Raw genomic sequence first — 21164 nt, forward strand, 5'->3', positions numbered from 1 at the left:
AACAGATGAAATGGTGAATGAATATCTGGAGCATCACAGAAGGAGTGATGACAATGGCGGAAGCAATTTCATCATTGAGTGAAAGACGACTTTCAGTCGTCAATCAAACCTATGGACTTCCAGTACATAGTGGTTTAGTTCTTGGCCTTTCTGTTTCGAAGAATAAAAAATAAGCAGGACAATATAGACAGAATTAGGATGGTGATTTCCCCCAAACCCAAAGAAAGAAGCCAAATCTCTACGTTGTGTATCTCTGGTATCGTAAGCTGAAGGACGGATTCCAGTCCTAATAATAAACCTACAGAAAAGACAATCCAGACTCCAAGATGTACTAAAATGATTCTTTTAGGGCTCAAGCCTTCAGAATATCACAACCCCTTCAACTCACTCACCAACTCCGTAAGCACCTTCTTGGCATCGCCAAAGAGCATGCTGGTCTTGTCGCGGTAAAAGAGGTCGTTGTCAATGCCAGCATAGCCCACGCTCATGCTGCGCTTGTTCACTACGGTGTGTTTGGCATCTTCCACGTTCAGAATAGGCATGCCGTAGATAGGCGAGGAGGGGTCTTCCTTGGCGGCAGGGTTCACTACATCGTTTGCGCCAAGAACAAGCACTACATCGGTGGTGGCAAACTCTGGGTTGATGTCTTCCATTTCCACCAGCTTGTCGTACTCCACGTTGCTTTCTGCCAGCAACACGTTCATGTGTCCGGGCATTCGGCCCGCCACCGGGTGAATGGCGTATTTCACTTCCACACCGCGGCTTTCAAGCAATTGCTCCATCTCATGCACCACGTGCTGTGCCTGCGCCACTGCCAAACCATAACCAGGAACAATAATCACCTTGCTTGAATAATTCAGCAAAACGGCAAGGTCGCTCGGGTTGGTCTGCTTGTATGATTTCTGCTCACCACTCGCTGCGGCTGCTGTTGCTCCGCCTGTACCGAATGCGCCAAAGATGACGGCAGACAATGAGCGGTTCATGGCCCGTGTCATTACTACTGTAAGAATGGTACCTGCCGAACCGACAAGGATACCACCCGTTAGCATGGCCATATTGCCGTAAAGGAAGCCACCGAAGGCGGCTGCCATTCCCGTAAAGGAGTTCAGCAGCGAGATGACCACAGGCATATCTGCACCACCAATTGGCAGTACGAACATCACGCCATAGGTCAAACTCAAACCAAGAAGAATGTATACCCACATTTCAGGGTTGGTGTGAATGTGACCACCGGCCAAGCAGATGGTGAGGCCAACTGCCGCAATGATGAGTAGTGTATTGAGAATATTGTAGAAGGGCAGTCGGATATCCTTGTTCAGGTTACCGTTCAGCTTCAGGAAAGCGATCATACTACCTGCAAACGAAGTGCTACCGATCACAAGTCCGGCAAAAATGGTGGTGAGGATGAGCCAATCGCCCGTATGGATGTAATGCGGGAATTCGATGAGTCCGATGATGGCCGCACACGCACCGCCCATTCCGTTGAACAGCGAAACCATCTGTGGCATGGCGGTCATTTCCACACGTTTGGCAATGATCCAACCAAGCACCGAACCGATGACGATACCCGCGCCTATCCAAGGCAGGTTGTGCAGGTGCTGTCCGCTATCGTCCGTGTAGAGAAAAATGGTGGCAATGATGGCAATGGTCATACCCGCGGCCGCCCACAGGTTTCCGCTTCGGGCGGTCTTCGGACCGCTCATCATTTTCAATCCCAGAATGTACAATACCGATGCAATGAGGTACGCGATCTCCAATATGTAATCTCCCATCATCAGTCTTTCTTAGCTGGTTTCTTCTTGAACATGTCCAACATGCGGTCGGTGACCACAAAGCCGCCTACTACGTTCAGCGTACCGAGTATCACGGCCAAAAAGCCGAGTATCAGGGCTATGATGTTGTCGGGCGATGCGGTTCCCATCACAATGATGGCACCGACTATCACCACTCCGTGAATGGCATTGGCGCCACTCATCAGCGGGGTGTGCAGCACGGCCGGCACACTTTCTATGACTTCAATTCCGAGAATGATGGACAGAATGACGATGTAGATCATGTCCATGTGCTCGTAGGCAAATGCGAGGAGTGCTTCCATTTAATAGCTTTTAGCTGTTAGGTTTTAGTGAATAGCGTTCCTCGATACGTTCCGATGAAAAATCGGAACACTCGGAATGACCCTTGCGGTGGGTCACCCTGAGTGTTGCTGAAAGCAACTTATCGAAGGGTGTGAGGTGGGTAATCATCAAGCGTTGGTAGTTTCTTTCGGTTGTACGGATGGATGAACAGGTTTTCCATCGCGGATGATGAGCGAACCAGCGGTAATCTCATCTTCCATGTTCCAGTTGAACTGGTTGTCGGTTGTCAAATGGAGTAGGAAGTTCGAAACGTTCTTGGCGAAGAGTTCGCTGGCGTTCATCGGTAGGGTAGCAGGGAGGTTTCCTTCTCCGATGATGGTGACACCACCAACACGAACCGTTTCATTCAGTTTGCTTGCCGATACGTTTCCACCCTGCGAAACCGCCATATCCACGATAACCGCTCCCGGTTTCATCTTTCTAAGCATTTCATCGGTAATAAGCAATGGGGCTTTTTTTCCTGGGATGAGAGCCGTGGTAATGACAAGATCAGCTTCAGCAACTTTAGCAGTTACAACTTCTTGTTGCTTCTTCAAGAACTCTTCCGAAACGTTGGTTACGTAACCGCCAGCCATATTCACGCTGTCGTCTCCCGCCACCTCAATGAACTTACCGCCAAGGGACTGTACTTGCTCCTTGGTTTCTGGACGGATATCCGAAACCCAAACGTTTGCACCCAATCGTTTAGCGGTAGCAATGGCCTGAAGCCCCGCAACACCAGCACCGAAAATGACAACCGTGGAAGGTTTGATGGTTCCAGCAGAGGTCATCAGCATCGGGAATATCTTGCCCATTTCACCACCACCAAGCAACACTGCCTTATAACCGGCAAGGTTCGCCTGCGAACTCAAAACGTCCATACTCTGCGCCAGTGATGTTCTTGGAATGGCATCCAATGAATAGGCATTCACACCTTGTGCTTCTAAGGCTTTCACCACATCAGGATTTGTAGCTGCAAACAGCAAGGAAATGAGCGTGGAACCAGCTTTCAGTTGCTTGGCCTCATCTACGGTAGGCGGATTCACTTTCGCAACCACATCGCATTGGTATGCATCTGCTTTCGAGCCAACGTTGGCATCGGCATCGGTGTAGTTGGCATCCGAGAAAAAGGAACCGTCACCAGCCCCACTTTCCACTACTACTTCAAATCCTTTTGCTTTCAGTTGCTTCGCGATGGTTGGCGTAACGGCCACCCGCGTTTCGCGTCCCTGTGTTTCCTTCGGTACTCCTATTTTCAAGATGTCAGGATTTTTGATTCACATCAAATGTATTAGAAATTAGACAGTTACGACATCAAGCAAATGACCAATAAAAAAGGCATCTAAAAGATGCCTTTACAATTGATTTTGGTCTAAATCAACATTTAATGATGGTGATGCCCTCCCGGACCATGTGCATGTCCGTGATCCAATTCCTCATTGGTCGCATCGCGCACATCCACCACTTCCACTTCAAAATGAAGCGTTTCGCCAGACAATGGATGATTAAGGTCGAGCGTTACATGCTCGCCATCTATTTTGGTCACTTCGGCTATGCCGATGCCTTCGTTGGTCTCCACACGCACCTGCATGCCTACTTCAAGCTTCTCATCACCATCTGGCTGAAAACTTGCCAACGGTACAACATGAACGTTATCCTCACTTCGGTGTCCGTAACCTTTTTCTGGGCTAACAGATGTGATAATCTTATCACCGATCATTTTCCCTTCCAATGCTTCTTCCAGACCTTCTACCAGATTTCCGATGCCATGGATGTATGCCAATGGGTCATGTCCTTCCGATGAATCGAGAATTTCTCCTGAATCATCTTTTAATGTGTAATGGATAAGTGCTACTTTGTTCTTCGTAATGCTCATAACAGTTATTTTGCCGCAAATTAGGAAAAGCATACTACCATCACGTTAAGCAAATGACACCAGCTATAGAACAGATTCTCTCAAAACATTTCCCAACGCTTTTAGATACCGACCTTATTGAGGGTATTAAGGAGCATGCCATCTACCGTGAAGTTGACGAAGGCGACCTGCTGATGGATATCGGAGGGGTTATTCATAATGTACCGATGATCATTTCGGGTTCGGTAAAGGTGATGCGCGAAGATGAGGAGGGGCGTGAGCTCTTGCTTTATTATCTCCGCTCTGGCGAAACCTGTGCCATGTCGCTCACTTGCTGCATGGCGTTCAAACGAAGCGAGATTCGTGCGGTAGCACAGGAAAAGGTGACCATGCTTGCCATTCCGGTGGAGTATATGGATGAGTGGATGCGATTCCGTGACTGGCGCAGTTTTGTAATGAACACCTACCGTTTACGCTTTGAGGAGTTGCTGGAAGCATTGGACAGCATTGCGTTCCTGAAAATGGATGAGCGGTTGCTGAAGTATCTTCACGAGAAATCAAACGCCATGAATACGGATGAGATACTTATGTCGCATCAGGAAATTGCGGTTGATCTGAACTCTTCGCGCGAAGTGATTTCACGTATTCTGAAGCAGATGGAACGCAAAGGGTTGGTTAAACTGGGGCGCAACAAGATATGGTTGCTGACCGAGGCTGAGTATTGATCAATCCGTCTTCGAGAATTTTCGAATAAGATACATTCCCACAACCAAAACAAACGAGGGAATCATCACGTAGTAGAATTCTGTCTGCAATACTTGCAGACCACGTTCGGTAAAGAAGTCACTACCAATAGGTGACACTTCGATCGGTCGCCAAGGCAGGAAATATCGAGTGTTATCGAACGGAGCGAAGAAGGCCACGCCCAATCCTCCATTGGTCATAGCATCAAGAATACTGTGCGAAACACCGCAGCAGAAGAAGTAGAAACCGATACTGAGGCTTGCGCGTGTGGCAAATGCCAGATTGGAGTAGAAGACCCGAACAATGAAAAGTCCCTGCAAATAGGCGAACAGCAATGAATGGAAGAACCCTCGGTGTCCGAACGGATGTTCGTACGGAATTCCGAGTTTGAACATGATGACATCGATGTCAGGGAACGTGGCACAGAAGATTCCCAAGGCGAAGTACTTGAACACTTCCTTTTTAGGATAGCGCACCGTGCCTAAAGCGCCAGCCGCTATTGCATGGGAAAAAATGGAAGCCATAGGGGTTGTCTTCTATTTGACAGAAAAGTAATCAAAAATGCAATGCTCGAGGTAATAAGAGCTATGCTTGCATTGCATCAAAGGAACGAAATAGCACCCATAATATCTCAAGAAGATCACTTCACATGGATGCGATGACCGACCGAATCTTCAAAGAAATGATGGAGTGTAAACATCTGCTCGGCACCGATCTTCTGTCCGAACTGCGCAATGACGTACAGAACAACTGCTGCCACAGCCAAAAAGGGAAGAACCCAAAGGATACTTGCATCCTGATCGAGGGAATACTTTGAGAACCCATACATGCCAATGAACGTGGCAACGATGGCAAGAGCAGCATAGCCATAGGTGAAGAACGCCCAAACAGTAGGGTTCGGGCCGTACAGACCGCGGATGACGGTTTTCTCAGAATCGTCTTCATCCACCTCAAAGGAAAGGCTCAACTGTGGCGACCAGAAATGCTGATCCTGCGGACGGATGCGGAGTACGATAAAACCTGGTAGGATCTTGGCAGAACAACCACAGTCCATCTCAGCGATATGCTTGCGGACCAGTTCTCCAACTTCCTCAGGCTTGAGGTTGTAGGTCTCCTTGAATCGGGGTCGGATGTGGAGGCTGCTCATAGCATATCAATGCTAATTCATCCAATCCGAAAAATAAATGACGTACGTCAGACAAGAATGGGGCGTCCTTTGAACAGCTCTTTCAGTTCGGGTGGGCCGCTGAAATACTTGTCAGTAAAGCCGTCCATGAATCCCAAAGACTCATTCGAGAACAATTCGATAAGGTCATCCTGGGCTTGACCGCTGATCATGTATGGAGCCACTTCCGGTATGATCCGATCTCCGATGCAGCGGGCGCAAAGCGTGTATTCGTAGAGTTCTTCCTTTGGTAGACTTTTAATTGAACATGAATCCGTCCATTCGGAAATATTGAACGGTGTCGATTCTTCTTCATCCTCTGATGGCTGCCAAACAGGCCGTGAATGATAGTTGAATTTCTCACCGAAATACTTGGCGATCGCAGCTTTTGTGGAGTCAGAAAGCTCCTTTTCCAGCGAGCTCATGCAGCCTGCGCAAAGCGCGTACTCGAATACAACCGACTTCAATTCCATCTCAGGATAATGACGAATGGCGCGTTCGATGGAATATGGACGTGCCTCTTCCTGCAGATTGCATTCGCACATAAGGCAATTGGTAAATGGTGCGCCTGTTTCCGAGTTGTAAAACTCCTTGGGTATTTCGGGCAGTTGATGATAATGCATGCCCAAATATCGGCTTTGCAATATTAAATGAGGCCACGTTACTTTGCATTCCCTTTACGAACAAATGAACACACAGGAAGAAATTATTGCGCGGATGGAAGAGCTGCTGGAACTTCCAGTAGATGAGACCATGCGCGAAGCGAACGAGCTAAAGTCTGCGTTCTACAAATTGAACTCAGATAAACTTGCTCAGCAGAAATTGGAGCACCGAGAATTGGGTGCCCGCATGGAGGATTTCATTCCTGTGCCCAATCCGCTGGAAGACACGTTCAAGGAGGTTTTCAGTCGCTACCGCGATATGAAGGCCAAATTTGTGCATCAGAAAGAAGAGGCGGAAAAGAAGAATCTGGCGGAGAAGAAGGAGATTCTCGAAGGGTTGAAGCATCTCATCGACAATGAGGAGAACATTGGAAAGAGCTTCGATCGCTTCAAAGATTTTCAAGACAAATGGAAGGCCATTGGCCCGATTCCGAGCGAAAAAGCAGCCGATCTGAACGCGGCCTACAAATCGGAGGTGGATCGTTTCTATTACAACATCGGCATCAACAAGGAACTGAAGGAATATGATCTTGCCAAGAATTTGGAGATCCGTGATGCCATTGTTTCCAAGTTGGAGGAGTTGCAGACCGCTGAGGTAATCAAAGATGTGGAATTCATCTTGGCGGCAGCCAAAGAAGAATGGGATGAGGCCGGACCGGTAAAACAAGAGGTTTGGGAAGGTCTCAACGACCGTTATTACGAAGCGCTCAAAACGCTTCATAAGAAGATTCAGGATTTCTACTCAGAGCGCAAATCTGAGATGGAAACCAATTTGGAAGCGAAGCAGGCAATGGTGGCGCGGGTTCTCGAATTGGCATCACAGGATCATGGTTCGATCGGTAAATGGAACAAGGCCACGGATGAAGTGAACAAACTTCGCGAGGACTGGAAATCCATTGGAATGGTGGAGCGCAAGTTCAACAAGCAGGTTTGGGATGAATTCAAGAAGGCGCAGGACGCATTCTTCGGTGCCAAAAAGGAATTTCTGGGCGAAGCCCGTGAAGAATTCAAAGACCACAAGACTGCCAAGGAAAAACTGATCGAAGAAGCACTTCAACTGAAGGATAGCACCGAGTGGAAAGACACCACCGAGAAGTTCAAAAAGTTGCAGAACCGTTGGAAGAAGATCGGTTCTGCCGGTCCGCGGGATGAGAACAAGCTTTGGACGAAGTTCCGAGGTATTTGTGATGAATTCTTCGCATCCAAAAAGGCGTGGTACGATGGCATGGACGAGCGTCAGGAAGCCAATCTGAAAGCCAAAGAAGCCGTTCTGAAAAACATGGCCGAGGTGAAATTGGAAGGTTCGGATGAGGAGAAATTGGCCATGATAAAAGCCTTGGGTGATGAATTCGCGGCCATCGACCATGTTCCCAAGAAAGACATCAACCGCATCAATACGGCTTACGAAAAGGCCATTCAGGTGCTTTACAAGCAAGTTGACCTGAAGAAAGACGAAGTGGCCAAGGTGCGTTTCCAGAATAAGGTGGAACGACTTTCAGATAGCGACAAAGGTGCCGATCAACTCAGGAGGGAAGAGCAGTTCCTTCAGAAAAAGCTACGAGAGAAGAAGGATGAGTTGCTGCAGTACGAGAACAACATGGCCTTTTTTGCCAATGCCAAGGCAGACAATCCGCTGCTGATCAGCGCCAAGAAGAACATCGAAAACCTACAGAAAGAGGTCGATTCATTGACCGAGCAGGTAAAAGTGCTTCGGGTTTCGATGCGAAAGCTTCAGGCTTAGTTCTCCTTCAGTTTCTGCAACATCTTCTTGGCCTGAATATGCAATGAGCGATCTTCGAGCAAGTATTCCTGCTCAGGTTGCATGGATAGCGCTCGCATCAGGTAGCTTTTGGCTTCTTCTTCTTTGCCGTTTTCAACCAGTGCTTCTGCGTGGTAAAAGTTGTTGCCAATGTCATCGGGGTATTTGTCAACCACTTTGGTGGTCATCACCAACGACTTCTTCTTATCGGGCCAACTGAGAATGAAAGGGATTTTCGGAACTCTGAGGTTCAGCACGGCCAACGCTCTTTCTGGAACCCCTTTTCTGAACTCTGGATCGAGTTTGATCAACGCTTCCATCTGCGTTTTGACCTTATCGACCACACCTTCTTTTGCAGCACGGAAAACACCCATCACTTCGCCCCATTGTCCAAGTGCGCTCAAATATTCGAAGCGCAGTTCTTTGTCAATCGGGTATTTCGGTACGTACTTGTCGCCCAATTCTTTGGCCAACTGAAACGTTTTCCGCTTGTCGCTGTCACTATCCTGCGTAAAACGCGCCTTGAAAATGTAGCAGCGCATCAGGTAGATAACTGTTTCCCGTTCATTTTCATGATTGTTCAAAGCAAGCTGAAAGCTGGTAATTGCTTTATTGATATGCGCTGGATTGGCCTTGATGCCGTTGGCACCGGAAGTACGGCTGTTGTACCATCGTAGTCCTTCCTCAAAATTTTCTTGCGCAAATGTTGCGGTGAACATGAGCAGCGAAGAGAGTAGGAGAGCCGTGGTTTTCATTTAATAATGGTTGAAGAAATTGGTTGCAATGCATGCATTACAAACGGTTCTCAATATCGAAATATTATTCGAAAATTGATTTAAATCAATTACCTGAAATTCTCCTCAAGGTTCGGGTCGATGGTCGATCGTTTGTTGGAAGTTTTCAACATGTTCATGGCCTTGGTCAGGCCTTCCATGGTAAGCGGAAACATGCGATCATTCACAGCACGCTTCAGAATCTGGGTCGATTCGGAATAGCGCCAACCTTCCTCTGGATTCGGATTGATCCAAACGTGGTGTTTGAATTTCTGCGTGATGCGTTCCATCCACACCATTCCTGCTTCGGGATTGTTGTGTTCCACACTTCCGCCAGGTTGCAGAATCTCCCAAGGCGACATGGTCGCATCACCAACGATGATCAACCGATAATCGTCATTGAACTTGTGCATCACGTCAAATGTGGGCGTGATATTGTTGAAACGTCTGCGGTTCTCCTTCCAAAGTCGTTCATAGAGGCAATTGTGGAAGTAGTAGAATTCCAAGTGTTTGAACTCGTATTTCGCTGCGCTGAAGAGTTTTGAGCAAAGCTCGATGTGGTCATCCATCGTTCCGCCAATGTCGAACAGCATCAGCACCTTCACATTATTCTTGCGCTCTGGCCGCATCTCGATCTGAAGGAAACCTGCGTTCTTGGAGGTCTTCTTTATTGTGGTGTCAAGGTCTAATTCCTCTTCGTGGCCTTGCCGCGTGAAAACACGCAACCTGCGCAACGCCATTTTAAGGTTGCGCGTGTTCAGTTCTTCCTTGTCGCTCAGGTCACGGAACTCGCGTTTGTCCCAAACCTTCACCGCACTTCGGTTTCGGCTTCCCGCTTGCCCAACTCTATAACCCGCAGGATTGTAACCATAGGCTCCGAAAGGCGAAGTTCCAGCGGTTCCGATCCATTTATTTCCGCCTTGGTGGCGCTCTTTCTGTTCTTCCAACAGTTCCTGAAAGCGCTTGGCGAGTTCTTCCAAGCCGCCCATCGCTTCGATCATGGCTTTTTCCTCATCTGTGAGGTTGTTCTCAGCCATGTACTTCAGCCAATCCTCCTGGATTTTGGCCAGATCTGGAACGGAAAGTTTCATGCTACCAGCCACGTACTGACTGTAAATGGCATCGAAACGGTCTAAATGCTCTTCATGTTTGATGAGCACGCTGCGCGCCAACGAGTAGAAATCCTCCACGTTATCTCCGAATCCGCCTTTCAGCGCCTCCAACAAGGTCAGATACTCCCGCAGGCTGACTGGAATGCCTTCTTGTTTGAGTTTGAAAAAGAGTTGGAGGAACAACGGATTGGCGAGTTACGATTGTTGATTGATGATTTCCTCGATGTCTTTGAGGTTTCCTGAAAGATGATTCTTCGCAACATCCCAAAGAATTTCGTAATCGATGCCGAAATATTCGTGCGAAATACGATTCCGCAGATAGTACATTTCAAGCCATGGAACGGACGGATATTTTTCGCGCAATTCTGCTGGTAGTTTTTTCGCGGCTTCTCCGATGATCTCAAAATTTCTGACCACGGCATCAACTGTTTTGTAATCACGTTTGAAGGTTTCGAAGTCGAATCCATCAATGTATTCTGCAATGCGAAGCATGGATAGCTTCATGTCTTCCAAATACAGCTGATATGAACGATTTTCTTTCTTCAATCGATCGGGACAACGGATGAAAGGATTTCAGTGCGCAATTGTTCTTTCAGCGCATTCTTGGTCACAAGGTCGATCTTTCTTCCAAGTGCTTTTTCCAAGAATATCTCCAAACCGAAGAACTTCCAACCGATCGGTCGTTCCAGTTCAACAAGCAGGTCAATATCGCTTTCTTCCGTTTGCGTTCCATCTGAGAACGAACCGAACACACCGATCTCTTTCACGCCATACTCCTTTTTTAGAATTGGCTTGAGTTGTTTGAGTTGATCAAATATTTCGGTTGAAACTGCCATTGTATCAAAGGTAACCCGAAATCAGTTTCTGCCTTCTTGTTCGGGTTTTAAAGAGTTGGAGGAACATGAGTTAAGTATGAGATTTTAGTCGTTTAACCCACTCAGCTGGTAGGGTTGGAAATTCATCTCTATTCACAATTACAGAAGACAATTTCTTAGCAAATATTGGTCTGCTAAATAGTTTTAGGTTTTGTTTTTCTAATGAGTTTATTCTGGAAATGATTTTCTCCATAGACCATTTACCAGATTCTAACAAATCATAAATCAACTTATCCGAATCCGAATTTTCTCTAAAGCATGCAACATGATACTTTGGAACATGGTTCTCATAAACAATCCATTCGCCATAAGATTGGTCTGGAAGATCAATGACTTCCTGGACTCCAAATGGCGATTTATAAGCTGTGATATGGTACTTCAATTTTCAGTCTCAACAATCTATACGTTAATCGCTGGCATTATTCGCTTTCTTACGCGAACATTACTTTCCAGCAGCATCAGATCCAGCCCATTTTTGATGAGAAATGAATCATGCAGCCTTCTTTCCTGACCGCTTGAACAGGGCATCGAATTTCTTCCGTACCTGTTCCAATTGTCGCTGGTATTCTGCTTGGTCTTTTTCATGGAGCTCGGACAGTTCATCTCTCCGCTTCCGCATGAATTCAACCGCCTTAAAAGATTCTTTTTTTGTCATGGTCTTGAGATTTCCAATGGCGAACGAATTTCAATGTTCTGATGACCGTGTCTCAAATTTACGGAATTGAAGATCCGAATACGATTCAAGTTCACAATATGCTTGAAGTTCCAACTTATCAGTACATCCACGTGATGCAGCGTGGCCATGGCAATATGGTTGGCATCTTCAATGGATTTATCGGTTAGCCCACCTTCCGAAACATACATGTTGGCAAGGTTTTCAGACTCCTTATTGCCTTGAATGAGCATGGCTCCGTCATCAATCATCTTGAACATCAGGTCAGACACCCGTTGCGGTGCAGGTTCCATTTCCAAAATGGTGAGGTCTGAAATTACTGCCTGATGGATTCCTGCCCGAAGGTCTTCAATCAGTGGAATTGTCCATTTTTCGAACTCCTTGTCGAAGTAGCCGCCAAAAACGGAAGTGTCGAGGTACAGTTTCATTGATTTCTGTTCAAATGTTTTTCAATGCCTCCAACAAGGTCAGATACTCCCGCAGACTGACAGGAATGCCTTCTTGTTTGAGTTTGAAAAAGAGTTGGAGGAACATAAGTTAGATGTCAGGTTTTAGTATTGAGACTTGGGAATCTACTCGATTAAACCAGAAACCAATTCCCATTCAAGGTCTTTCTCTAAACTAAAGTTCAGTCTTCGAATGGCATTGAGCTCGTCAAAAAATGAATTGAATTCTTCCTTGTTGAATTTTGGGTCACTCAGGTAGAAAATAATGTCACGATAATCTTTTTTTGTAACTCTTCCGATGAAATGTACTGTGTGTTTCCGATTTAGAAAAGCCTCGATTTCATCCTCCATATCGTTTAAAATCTTGGCTTCTGAATCCGTTGGAAGGTCGTTCTCGTTTTTATCTTGGAACTCAATCGTGATTTGCGCACACCACCCATAATATTTCTTATTGTAGTAATTGTTGTAGGCTTGATTTACAATTGATATCCCGTAAAATCCATTTTCATCATTGATTTCAGAGCCTACGAACTCTTCACCAGGAAATATCGGATCTGTTGGACCATAGGTCTTCTGTGGTTCTTTCTTGCCACTGAACAACTTTCCAAACATTGGCTAATCTTTAAGTTCTATTCACTAATCGCCAGTCTTTACCCAAACATCCTCTCAAGCAACATCAGATCCTGCTCATTCTTGATGAGTGAACCCAAATGTGGCGGAAGTCTTCGTTCGCCTTCTTTCGGTTCATCTTTCAGGAGGTCATCGCGGAGTAGGAGTGAGATCCAATCCACCAACTCGCTGGTGCTTGGGCGTTTTTTGATGCCGTTCACTTTACGGAGTTTGTAGAATTCACCCAACGCACGGTTCAAAAGGTCTTCCTTCAATCCTGGATGATGCACGTCCACAATTTGCTTCATCTGTTCTTCCTCTGGGAAACGGATAAAGTGAAATAGACATCTTCTCAAAAATGCATCTGGCAATTCCTTCTCGTTATTGGACGTGATGATAACGATCGGGCGTTTCTTGGCTTTGATGGTTTCGTTGGTCTCGTAGCAGAAGAACTCCATTTTGTCCAACTCCAACAGCAAATCGTTCGGGAATTCAATATCAGCTTTGTCAATCTCATCAATTAGCAGCACAACCGATTCATCCGAATCAAAGGCTTCCCAAAGTTTTCCCTTCACAATGTAATTGGAAATGTCATGCACCTTTTCGTTGCCCAATTGGCTATCGCGCAAGCGCGAAACAGCATCGTATTCGTACAAACCTTGCTGTGCCTTGGTGGTTGATTTGATATGCCACGTGATGAGTTTCTTACCCAGGGCATTGGCAATTTCATGTGCCAGAAGGGTTTTCCCTGTTCCTGGTTCGCCTTTTACCAAAAGTGGTTTCTGCAAGTGAATGGAAGCGTTCACTGCCACTTGCAGCTCGTTGGATGCGATGTATGTTTTTGTTCCTGTGAAGTTCATTTCATTTCAATTCAATGCTTTAAAGGCTGATACGAATTACGAATCGTGTACGAATATGACGAATCAAGCTGAGTAGTACTCAGAGCGCATTCGGATATTCGCGTTTTATTCGTAATTCGTATCAGGTTTAATCAGCTATTATTCCAGATCTTCCAACTTTCCTCAGCCTGTCTTTCCAACATCCGAAGTCCGTTAATGGTTGTGGCACCCCGTTTTCGGCCGTGCTTTAAAAATACGGTCTCTGCGGGATTGTAGATCATGTCGAACAGCACGTGTTCGGGCGTGATGGATTCGTAGGGGATGTCGGGTGCGGCATTCACGTTCGGGTACATGCCCAAAGGCGTGCAGTTCACAATGATGGAATGTTCCCAAATGTCTTCGGGAGTGAGTTCCTCATAAGTGAAGTCGCCTTCATCATGAGTTCGAGAAACACTCTGGCATTCAATTCCAAGGTCTTCAAGCACGTGGAAAGCGGCTTTGGCAGCACCGCCAGTCCCAAGGATCAATGCCATGTCGTGGCCTTTGGTGTATGATTCGATGCTCTCCTTGAATCCGATGATGTCCGTGTTGGCGCCTGTAAGCGTGTAATCGCTCCCAACGCGCTGAATACAGACCGTGTTCACCGACTGTATGAACTTTCCGCAATTTCCAACGATATTCAATCGGGGAATAATGGCCGTTTTGTACGGAATGGTCACATTCAAACCGACCAGATCGGGTTCGCTTCGGATGATGTCATCGAGTTCGTCAAGCGATTCAATTGGGAAGTTGCAGTACTCCGCATCGATTCCCTCCTTTTGGAATTTCTCGGTGAAGTATTGCTTGGAGAACGAGTGGGAGAGAGGGTAGCCGATAAGTCCGAATTTCCTCATGTATTTCACGCAGAGACGCAGAGACGCAGAGAATAATCCATCGAAAGAGATGATTTTGCCTGCGAAAGACTGCAGTTGTTTGAAAAAGTGAACTGATTCATCTGTGAGTCTGACTTTTGGAAAAACATTTTTTTGGCCACAGAGGCACAGATTTTCACAGATCTCACAGAAATCTTCAGCGACAACCTCTGTGCTTCTGTGGCTATTTCATGTTGCTTGTGCATAAGGAAGGTCATCCTTTCTCAGAGGCCATTTTTTCCATGATGAACACAAGCGCGAAGCCTGAAATGCACAGCGCAATGGCCAGCCACAGCTGCGATGACACGCCATACAGTTCTTCGAAATGCATGGGCGAAACGTTCGATTGTAAGAACGGAACTTCCTCACCATGGCTATTGATCCGGAACTCAGTGGTTTCCTTCCAAGGCCAAACTTTGTTCAACGACCCGATCATAAAACCTGTAAGCAAAGCCATGGTCATGCTATATGCTTTCTTGAACATCCATGACAAGAAATTCGAAAAGGAAATGATACCGACCACACAACCCAGAATGAATACGATAATGTTAGTTCCGAATTTTATAATAGATTCAATATCAACCGATTTTAATCCATCAACTAAACCACTTATCGACCCAAGAACGATGCCGTAGGCACCCATCAACAATAGAATGAAACTGCCTGAAATTCCAGGTAGGATCATCGCGCAAATAGCAATCATTCCGGCCAAAAAGATGTAGATCAATCCATCGGGCATTTGCGATGGTGCAGCAACCGTGATGTAAAAGGCAATGGCGCTTCCAGCAAGCAAAGCTGCAATCTCCTTCACGCCCCAAGTTTTAATGTAGCGACCAATGATCAGGCTCGAGGCCACGATCAATCCGAAGAAGAAAGCCCAAAGAAGAACAGGATAAGCGTCAAGCAGATACGTGATGCCTTTTGCCAAGGTCACCACGCTGGTGAAAATCCCTGCAAGTAAAACCACAAGAAACGTGGCGTTTGTCTTCTGCCAAGTGGCTTTTATGCCTTCGTCTTTCAGGGTTTTGAGCACAGAAAGATTGAAGCCTTTGATGGTTTCGAGTAGCTCTTCGTAAATACCTGTGATAAAGGCGATGGTTCCGCCAGAAACGCCTGGAACGACATCGGCAGCACCCATGGTCATGCCTTTCAAGTAGAGAAAAACGAAGTCTTTGGTGCTCCGCGAATTGTTTTCAGATGCCATCAGTATTGTTCCAAACTGTCATCGATCTCGTTGGCCCAGGCCAGAATGCCGCCTTTCAGATTGTACAGATTGGTGAATCCTTTCTGCATTTCCAGCGCGCTGATCACATTGGCCGACCGCGCACCGCTTCGGCAGTGCACAATGACAGGAATATCGGTCTTTATTTCATCCATTCGGTTCAGAATTTCGCCCATCGGAATGTGATCTGCCCCAATGCTGCAAATCTCAACTTCCCATGGCTCGCGCACATCGATCAGCTGGAAAGTCTCTCCAGCATCTTGCATCTCCTTCAATTGCTGAACCGTAACTTCTTTCATTTCTGTTTCTTCTTTGCCTTTGCCAAAACCTTGTTCACCTCAATTCCTTGAGGTAGGAAATTGAAGAACGTATCGCCACGAACACCCAAACGCAGTGTTTCCAACGGAATCACTTCATTCGGAGCAATGTTTCCCAAGTTCACGTTATGGCCTAACTGGTTGATGAACCAAACTTGTTGCGCCTTCTGCGGAGCTTCCCAAAGAATGTTGTCAGCAGGGATCACATCCAGAATCTTGCTGATAAGCGAAACGTGTGCAGAGCCGTTCGGGCGGTAAATGCCAACATTGCCGCTTTCGCGGGCTTCCGCGATCACTTTCCATGAACCTGCTTCCAGTTCAGCTTTCATCATGTTCTTCCATTTGTTTGGATGAATGATGATGCCGGCTTCTTTGGAACCCACTTCAGAGAGCACTCGGAAATTCTTCGCCAAGTCACTGATCAGGTCGCACTTTGAAGTGTGTTTCAGTTCGATAGAACCATCAGAAACTTCAACGGTATCCAACTTCCATTTGTCAAGAAGCCGTTTGTAATCGTCATACTGACCACGAATAAGAAATGCCTCGAAAAGTGTTCCTCCGAGATAGACTTTCGCACCAGCTTCCTGATACAATTTGATCTTCTCAGGAATGTTCGTGGAGATGAGCGAAGTTCCGAAACCGAGTTTGATCAGGTCGATGAGATGACCGCTGGCACTCAGAAGGTCTTCTGCTTCGCGCAGGCTCAAGCCTTTGTCCATGACCATGGTCACGCCAGCCTCGCGTGGTTTGGCAGTCCGTTCGGGAATGTGCTTTAATTCGAAATTCATTACTGTCCGTAGATCTGAATGAGATCCATAACCCTTGGCATGTTCACCGCCTCGGGATATTGCTCGAACAAAAGTAGATGTTTGCTGAAATCCAATTCCAACCCGTTCTGGAGGAAGTTCAAACCCTCAGAAACCTGCCCCATTGCCAGCAAAAATGCTGCTTCGTGATAGTGCAATTCAGCATTTTCAGGATTCACTTTCAGCGCTTCCATCAGCGTTTCAGCTCCCAATTCGCGATCAACGTGGTTAAAGGTCAATTCAGCTTTGGAAATCCAATAACGGAGGTCTTCTGGATTCAATGAGGTCGCCTTTTCCAGGGCATCAATGGCATCTTCATAATCGCCCGTATGTTCCTTCAGATCCGCATAGAAATTCCAGTATTCGGGGTCGGTAGCATCAACTTCAAGCGCCTTTTCAATGTAAGGCAGACACTCTTCATAACGCTCCTGCTTTTCGCGTACAACCGCCATTCCATACCACGCTTCCGCATGAAATGCATCTGATTCTGCAATTTCCTTGTAGCGTTCAAACGCGAGGTCGTAATCTTCACGTCCTTCCGAACACTCAGCGATACCGATCAACGCATCAGCATTATCCTCATCGATGAGAAGCACTTCATTGAAGTGCTCTTCGGCCTTGTCCCAATTTTCGACCTCCAAATAGCAATCACCGATCTCCTGCTGCGCCATCATGTGCTTCTCGTTCACTGCTAAGCACAGGTCGAGAGCCCAAATGGCATTCTCGAAATCCTTCTTTTTCATGTAGAAGGTGGCCAAGTTGTACCATGCGTTGTACTGGTACGGATGGTCATCCAAATACTTGGTGAAGAACTCGATGGCCGCTTCGGTCTCGTTCATGCTATCGAAAAGGAAGCTGATTTCATAGATCAACCCGTTGTCCTCAGGACTTTCGAGCAATCCGAGTTTCAGTTGGCTCAAGGCTTCCGCCTGATTTCCCAAGGACTGATATTCGTACGAAAGCATCAACCGAATATCAACGGTGTGTTCCGCAGATTCCAATGCACGATTGAAAATCTCAACCGCTTGTTCATGCTTTCCCAACTTGCTGAAGATGCCGCCTTTGGTAATCAGCATATCAGGATTGTTCGGCATGATGGCCTCCAACAATTGGATGGATTTCATCGCTTCTTCATAATCGCCTTTCAAGGCAAGAATGTCGGCACGTTTCAGTTCAAATTCGCTGCTGTGCGGGTGTTGGTTCGATGCAAGCTCAAGTACTTTCCACGCCTTTTCGAGTTCGAGACTTTCCATGTAGTGCTCAATGAGGTTTTCCATGTCCTCAACGTCAAAATAATACTGGTCGTCATTTGCGAGCATGTGCTCGAAACGCACAACACACTCGTTCAATCGCTCGTCCTCCCTTTCTTGTTCCGAATCAGAATGCATGGGCTACGGTTTTGTCAAGAGTAAGCATTATTTGTGCGTAGAGCCGAACATCGATGCCTGTTATTTTCAACATCGGATGTTCAAAAAAATTATAAAAGGGCGGCAAAAATAGATGATTGAAACGGATGCGGTCATAGGGCAATCCTACTTTTGCCCAAGAAATTGACGAACGCATGACATTGATCAAATCCATTTCAGGAATTCGGGGAACTATTGGAGGAAAAGTGGGCGATGGCCTCACTCCGCTTGACGTGGTGAAATTCACTTCAGCTTATGCTGAATTTCTCAAGAAACGTGCGGGCAAGTCCGATTTAAGTGTAGTTGTCGGACGGGATGCGCGTATCTCAGGAGAAATGGTGAGCAGCTTGGTAATTGGAACGCTTACTGGTTGCGGCATTGATGTGGTTGACCTTGGACTTTCCACCACACCAACGGTGGAAGTAGCCGTTCCAGCCGAGAAAGCCGATGGCGGAATCATCCTTACAGCAAGTCACAACCCGAAACAATGGAACGCGCTGAAGCTTTTGAATGAGAAAGGTGAGTTCATTTCGGGTGAAGATGGTGCGGAGCTTCTTGCTATTGCTGAAAGTGAGGCGTTTGATTATGCTCAGGTTGATAAGCTTGGCGAGGTTCGAAAAGTGGATGATTACATCGAGCGTCACATTCAAATGATTCTTGATCTGCCATTGGTTGATGTCGATGTAATTCGCAAACGGAGTTTCCATGTGGCCATCGACTGCGTGAATTCAACAGGTGGAATTGCGCTTCCAAAGCTGTTGAAGGCCTTGGGAGTTGAAAAAGTGACAGCATTATATGTGGAACCGACAGGTCAGTTTCCACATAACCCCGAACCGCTGCCCGAGCATTTGACAGAGCTTTCCTCAACCATCAAGAAAAGCAAAGCTGATGTGGGTTTTGTGGTCGATCCTGATGTTGACCGTTTGGCGATGGTCTGCGAGGATGGCGACATGTTCGGTGAAGAATACACACTCGTTGCGGTGGCAGATTATGTACTTAGCCAAGCCAAGGGAAATACGGTTTCCAATCTTTCAAGCACCAGAGCGCTTCGTGATGTGACCGAAAAGGCGGGCGGCTCTTACGCTGCGGCTGCAGTTGGCGAGGTGAACGTGGTGACCATGATGAAAGACACGAACGCTATCATTGGTGGCGAAGGAAACGGTGGTATCATCTATCCTGAATTGCATTATGGACGTGATGCGCTTGTCGGTATCGCACTATTCCTCACGCATTTGGCAAAGACGGGTAAAACAGCAAGTCAATTGCGCGCTTCGTATCCTAACTATCACATTTCTAAGAATAAGATCGAGCTGACGCCTGAAACGGATGTGGATGGAATCCTGAAAGAAATGGAGAAGAATTACAGCTCGCGGCCAGTCAATACGATCGATGGCGTGAAGATCGAGTTCGACAAGGAATGGGTGCATTTGCGCAAGTCGAATACGGAACCGATCATCCGTATTTACAGCGAAAGTGAAAACGAAAGCACGGCCAATAATTTGGCAAACAAGATTATTGCAGACATCAAGGAATTGATGCGTGCCAAGGCGGAGTAATTCGCGTTTTTGTCCAAGGAAATGCGATATTGAACTCGCTTTCTGTCTAATTATGCAGCAAATTTCAACAACGGAATGAGCATCTATCTCGATAACGCGGCCACCACACAAATGGACTCTGAGGTCATTGATGCGATGACCGAAGTGATGAAGAACATTTACGGAAACCCATCCTCTGTTCACGGATTTGGTCGTCAGGCGCGTGCCGAAATAGAGAAGGCGAGGAGGAAGGTCGCTTCGTTTCTTAAGGTTTCGCCTGCTGAGATCTTCTTCACTTCTGGTGGCACGGAGGCCGACAACATGGCCATTCTGTGCAGCATCCGTGATCTGGGTGTGAAACGTATCGTCACTTCTAAGTTGGAGCATCATGCGGTACTTCATTCGGTGGAAGCTGCCGAAGCGAAAGACCATGTGGAAGTAGCGTATGTCAAACTCTCGGAGAAAGGGCATATCGACCTGAACCATTTGGAGGAATTGCTTCAAAGCGGTGAAAAGACCTTGGTCTCGTTGATGCATGCCAATAACGAGATCGGAAACCTCATCGATCTTAAAAAAGTGTCTGAACTCTGTAGAAAGCATGGTGCATATTTCCATTCAGATACAGTTCAAACCATGTGTCATTACGCGTTTGATCTATCAGAATTGGATATTGACTTTATCACCGCATCAGCGCATAAGTTCCATGGCCCGAAAGGCATCGGCTTTCTGTACATCAATTCAAATGTTCGTATCAAACCAATGATCCATGGTGGAGCGCAAGAGCGTAACATGCGCGGTGGAACCGAAAACATTTACGGTATTGTTGGTTTGGCCAAAGCCATGGAAGTGTCATTCGAGAATCTGGAAGAGCATAAGCGATATGTACAGAGTCTGAAGACTTATATGTTGGAACGACTGAAAGACGCCATTCCAGCAATAGAGTTCAACGGTGATGCAGAGGGAAACTCGCTTTACACAGTTCTAAATGTCAGCTTTCCCGATACTCCTATTTCGGAGATGTTGCTTTTCAACCTTGATATTTTAGGAATTTCAGCCTCAGGCGGAAGTGCCTGTTCATCAGGAAGCAATGTGGGTTCGCATGTGCTTGCGGCACTCGAAATAGACCACAAGCGCCCAGCCATCCGTTTCTCATTCAGCAAATTCAATACAAAAGAAGAGATTGACATTACGGTGGAGAAACTTGCAGAGCTATTCTCCAAGCAGTCGGTAGGCTCTTAAAATGGCGCGGCCATTTGTGCTCAGGTCGGTGGGTAATGTATGAGTTTTCCCCAAAATCGTGTGGATAAATATCAAAGTGCTCAACGGATCGGATGTCTACCT

General features: G+C 46.6%; 25 protein-coding genes. 5 read left to right on the top strand and 20 right to left on the bottom strand.

Features of this window, described 5'->3' with window-relative positions; genetic code table 11:
* Positions 1–82 (top strand): IS200/IS605 family transposase (locus GC178_00005; protein ID MBI1285943.1); only part of this gene is annotated, 82 nt, incomplete at its 5' end.
* A 286-nt stretch (positions 83–368) separates the two neighbouring features.
* Here the strand turns inward: GC178_00005 and GC178_00010 are convergent.
* From GC178_00010 to GC178_00025, 4 genes are all read right to left on the bottom strand, one after another.
* On the bottom strand, positions 369–1772 hold the full coding sequence (locus tag GC178_00010; protein ID MBI1285944.1) for an NAD(P)(+) transhydrogenase (Re/Si-specific) subunit beta: 1404 nt from the start codon (positions 1770–1772) through the stop codon (positions 369–371).
* A 2-nt stretch (positions 1773–1774) separates the two neighbouring features.
* Positions 1775–2095 carry an NAD(P) transhydrogenase subunit alpha gene (locus tag GC178_00015; protein MBI1285945.1) on the bottom strand — a complete coding sequence of 107 codons (321 nt, stop codon included), beginning with the start codon at positions 2093–2095 and terminating at the stop codon, positions 1775–1777.
* Positions 2096–2242: 147 nt separating this feature from the next.
* Positions 2243–3373 (bottom strand): Re/Si-specific NAD(P)(+) transhydrogenase subunit alpha, encoded by a 1131-nt coding sequence (locus GC178_00020; protein MBI1285946.1) that lies wholly within the window; start codon positions 3371–3373, stop codon positions 2243–2245.
* 125 nt (positions 3374–3498) lie between these two features.
* Positions 3499–3990 (bottom strand): peptidylprolyl isomerase, encoded by a 492-nt coding sequence (locus GC178_00025; GenBank protein ID MBI1285947.1) that lies wholly within the window; start codon positions 3988–3990, stop codon positions 3499–3501.
* 53 nt (positions 3991–4043) lie between these two features.
* On the opposite strand from GC178_00025, the gene GC178_00030 reads away from it, so the two are divergent.
* Positions 4044–4694 (top strand): helix-turn-helix domain-containing protein, encoded by a 651-nt coding sequence (locus GC178_00030; GenBank protein MBI1285948.1) that lies wholly within the window; start codon positions 4044–4046, stop codon positions 4692–4694.
* Here the strand turns inward: GC178_00030 and GC178_00035 are convergent, their stop codons facing one another.
* From GC178_00035 to GC178_00045, 3 genes are all read right to left on the bottom strand, one after another.
* Positions 4695–5237 (bottom strand): metal-dependent hydrolase, encoded by a 543-nt coding sequence (locus GC178_00035; protein ID MBI1285949.1) that lies wholly within the window; start codon positions 5235–5237, stop codon positions 4695–4697.
* Between the two features lie 116 nt (positions 5238–5353).
* Complete coding sequence (locus GC178_00040) at positions 5354–5860, bottom strand: hypothetical protein (GenBank protein ID MBI1285950.1); 507 nt, start codon at positions 5858–5860, stop codon at positions 5354–5356.
* A gap of 47 nt (positions 5861–5907) precedes the next feature.
* Positions 5908–6501, bottom strand: a complete 594-nt coding sequence (locus GC178_00045; GenBank protein MBI1285951.1) for a hypothetical protein — start codon at positions 6499–6501, stop codon at positions 5908–5910.
* Between the two features lie 64 nt (positions 6502–6565).
* On the opposite strand from GC178_00045, the gene GC178_00050 reads away from it, so the two are divergent.
* Positions 6566–8281 (top strand): DUF349 domain-containing protein, encoded by a 1716-nt coding sequence (locus GC178_00050; protein MBI1285952.1) that lies wholly within the window; start codon positions 6566–6568, stop codon positions 8279–8281.
* Here the strand turns inward: GC178_00050 and GC178_00055 are convergent.
* From GC178_00055 to GC178_00115, 13 genes are all read right to left on the bottom strand, one after another.
* Positions 8278–9054, bottom strand: coding sequence for a hypothetical protein (locus GC178_00055; GenBank protein ID MBI1285953.1), 777 nt, complete (start codon positions 9052–9054; stop codon positions 8278–8280). The genes GC178_00050 and GC178_00055 overlap by 4 nt on opposite strands.
* 89 nt (positions 9055–9143) lie before the next feature.
* Positions 9144–10367, bottom strand: coding sequence for a VWA domain-containing protein (locus GC178_00060; GenBank protein ID MBI1285954.1), 1224 nt, complete (start codon positions 10365–10367; stop codon positions 9144–9146).
* A gap of 12 nt (positions 10368–10379) precedes the next feature.
* Positions 10380–10688 (bottom strand): DUF86 domain-containing protein, encoded by a 309-nt coding sequence (locus tag GC178_00065; GenBank protein MBI1285955.1) that lies wholly within the window; start codon positions 10686–10688, stop codon positions 10380–10382.
* 38 nt (positions 10689–10726) lie between these two features.
* Positions 10727–11020 (bottom strand): nucleotidyltransferase, encoded by a 294-nt coding sequence (locus GC178_00070; protein ID MBI1285956.1) that lies wholly within the window; start codon positions 11018–11020, stop codon positions 10727–10729.
* A 70-nt stretch (positions 11021–11090) separates the two neighbouring features.
* On the bottom strand, positions 11091–11441 hold the full coding sequence (locus GC178_00075; protein ID MBI1285957.1) for a hypothetical protein: 351 nt from the start codon (positions 11439–11441) through the stop codon (positions 11091–11093).
* Positions 11442–11710: 269 nt separating this feature from the next.
* On the bottom strand, positions 11711–12160 hold the full coding sequence (locus GC178_00080) for a PIN domain protein (protein ID MBI1285958.1): 450 nt from the start codon (positions 12158–12160) through the stop codon (positions 11711–11713).
* A gap of 144 nt (positions 12161–12304) precedes the next feature.
* Complete coding sequence (locus tag GC178_00085; protein ID MBI1285959.1) at positions 12305–12790, bottom strand: DUF695 domain-containing protein; 486 nt, start codon at positions 12788–12790, stop codon at positions 12305–12307.
* A 38-nt stretch (positions 12791–12828) separates the two neighbouring features.
* Complete coding sequence (locus tag GC178_00090) at positions 12829–13647, bottom strand: AAA family ATPase (GenBank protein MBI1285960.1); 819 nt, start codon at positions 13645–13647, stop codon at positions 12829–12831.
* A gap of 131 nt (positions 13648–13778) precedes the next feature.
* A complete protein-coding gene (gene aroE, locus GC178_00095) occupies positions 13779–14519 on the bottom strand; it encodes a shikimate dehydrogenase (GenBank protein ID MBI1285961.1) in 741 nt (246 codons plus the stop codon).
* Between the two features lie 232 nt (positions 14520–14751).
* Positions 14752–15741: a DUF368 domain-containing protein gene (locus tag GC178_00100; GenBank protein MBI1285962.1), complete on the bottom strand. Its 990-nt coding sequence runs from the start codon at positions 15739–15741 to the stop codon at positions 14752–14754.
* A complete protein-coding gene (locus GC178_00105; GenBank protein MBI1285963.1) occupies positions 15741–16058 on the bottom strand; it encodes a rhodanese-like domain-containing protein in 318 nt (105 codons plus the stop codon). The genes GC178_00100 and GC178_00105 overlap by 1 nt, the downstream gene beginning before the upstream one ends.
* Positions 16055–16864 carry a phosphosulfolactate synthase gene (locus tag GC178_00110; GenBank protein ID MBI1285964.1) on the bottom strand — a complete coding sequence of 270 codons (810 nt, stop codon included), beginning with the start codon at positions 16862–16864 and terminating at the stop codon, positions 16055–16057. Before GC178_00110 ends, GC178_00105 begins: the two co-directional genes overlap by 4 nt.
* Entirely contained in the window at positions 16864–18270 is a 1407-nt protein-coding gene (locus GC178_00115) for a tetratricopeptide repeat protein (protein ID MBI1285965.1), read from the bottom strand. Before GC178_00115 ends, GC178_00110 begins: the two co-directional genes overlap by 1 nt.
* A gap of 173 nt (positions 18271–18443) precedes the next feature.
* Between GC178_00115 and glmM the strand changes: the two genes are divergently transcribed.
* Both glmM and GC178_00125 read left to right on the top strand, forming a co-directional pair.
* On the top strand, positions 18444–19844 hold the full coding sequence (gene glmM, locus GC178_00120; protein ID MBI1285966.1) for a phosphoglucosamine mutase: 1401 nt from the start codon (positions 18444–18446) through the stop codon (positions 19842–19844).
* A 75-nt stretch (positions 19845–19919) separates the two neighbouring features.
* The gene (locus tag GC178_00125; protein ID MBI1285967.1) at positions 19920–21062 is read left to right on the top strand and encodes an aminotransferase class V-fold PLP-dependent enzyme; all 1143 of its coding nucleotides are present in this window, start codon (positions 19920–19922) and stop codon (positions 21060–21062) included.
* Positions 21063–21164 lie beyond the last annotated feature (102 nt).

This window comes from Flavobacteriales bacterium (genome assembly GCA_016124845.1).
In the GTDB taxonomy this organism is placed as follows: domain Bacteria; phylum Bacteroidota; class Bacteroidia; order UBA10329; family UBA10329; genus UBA10329.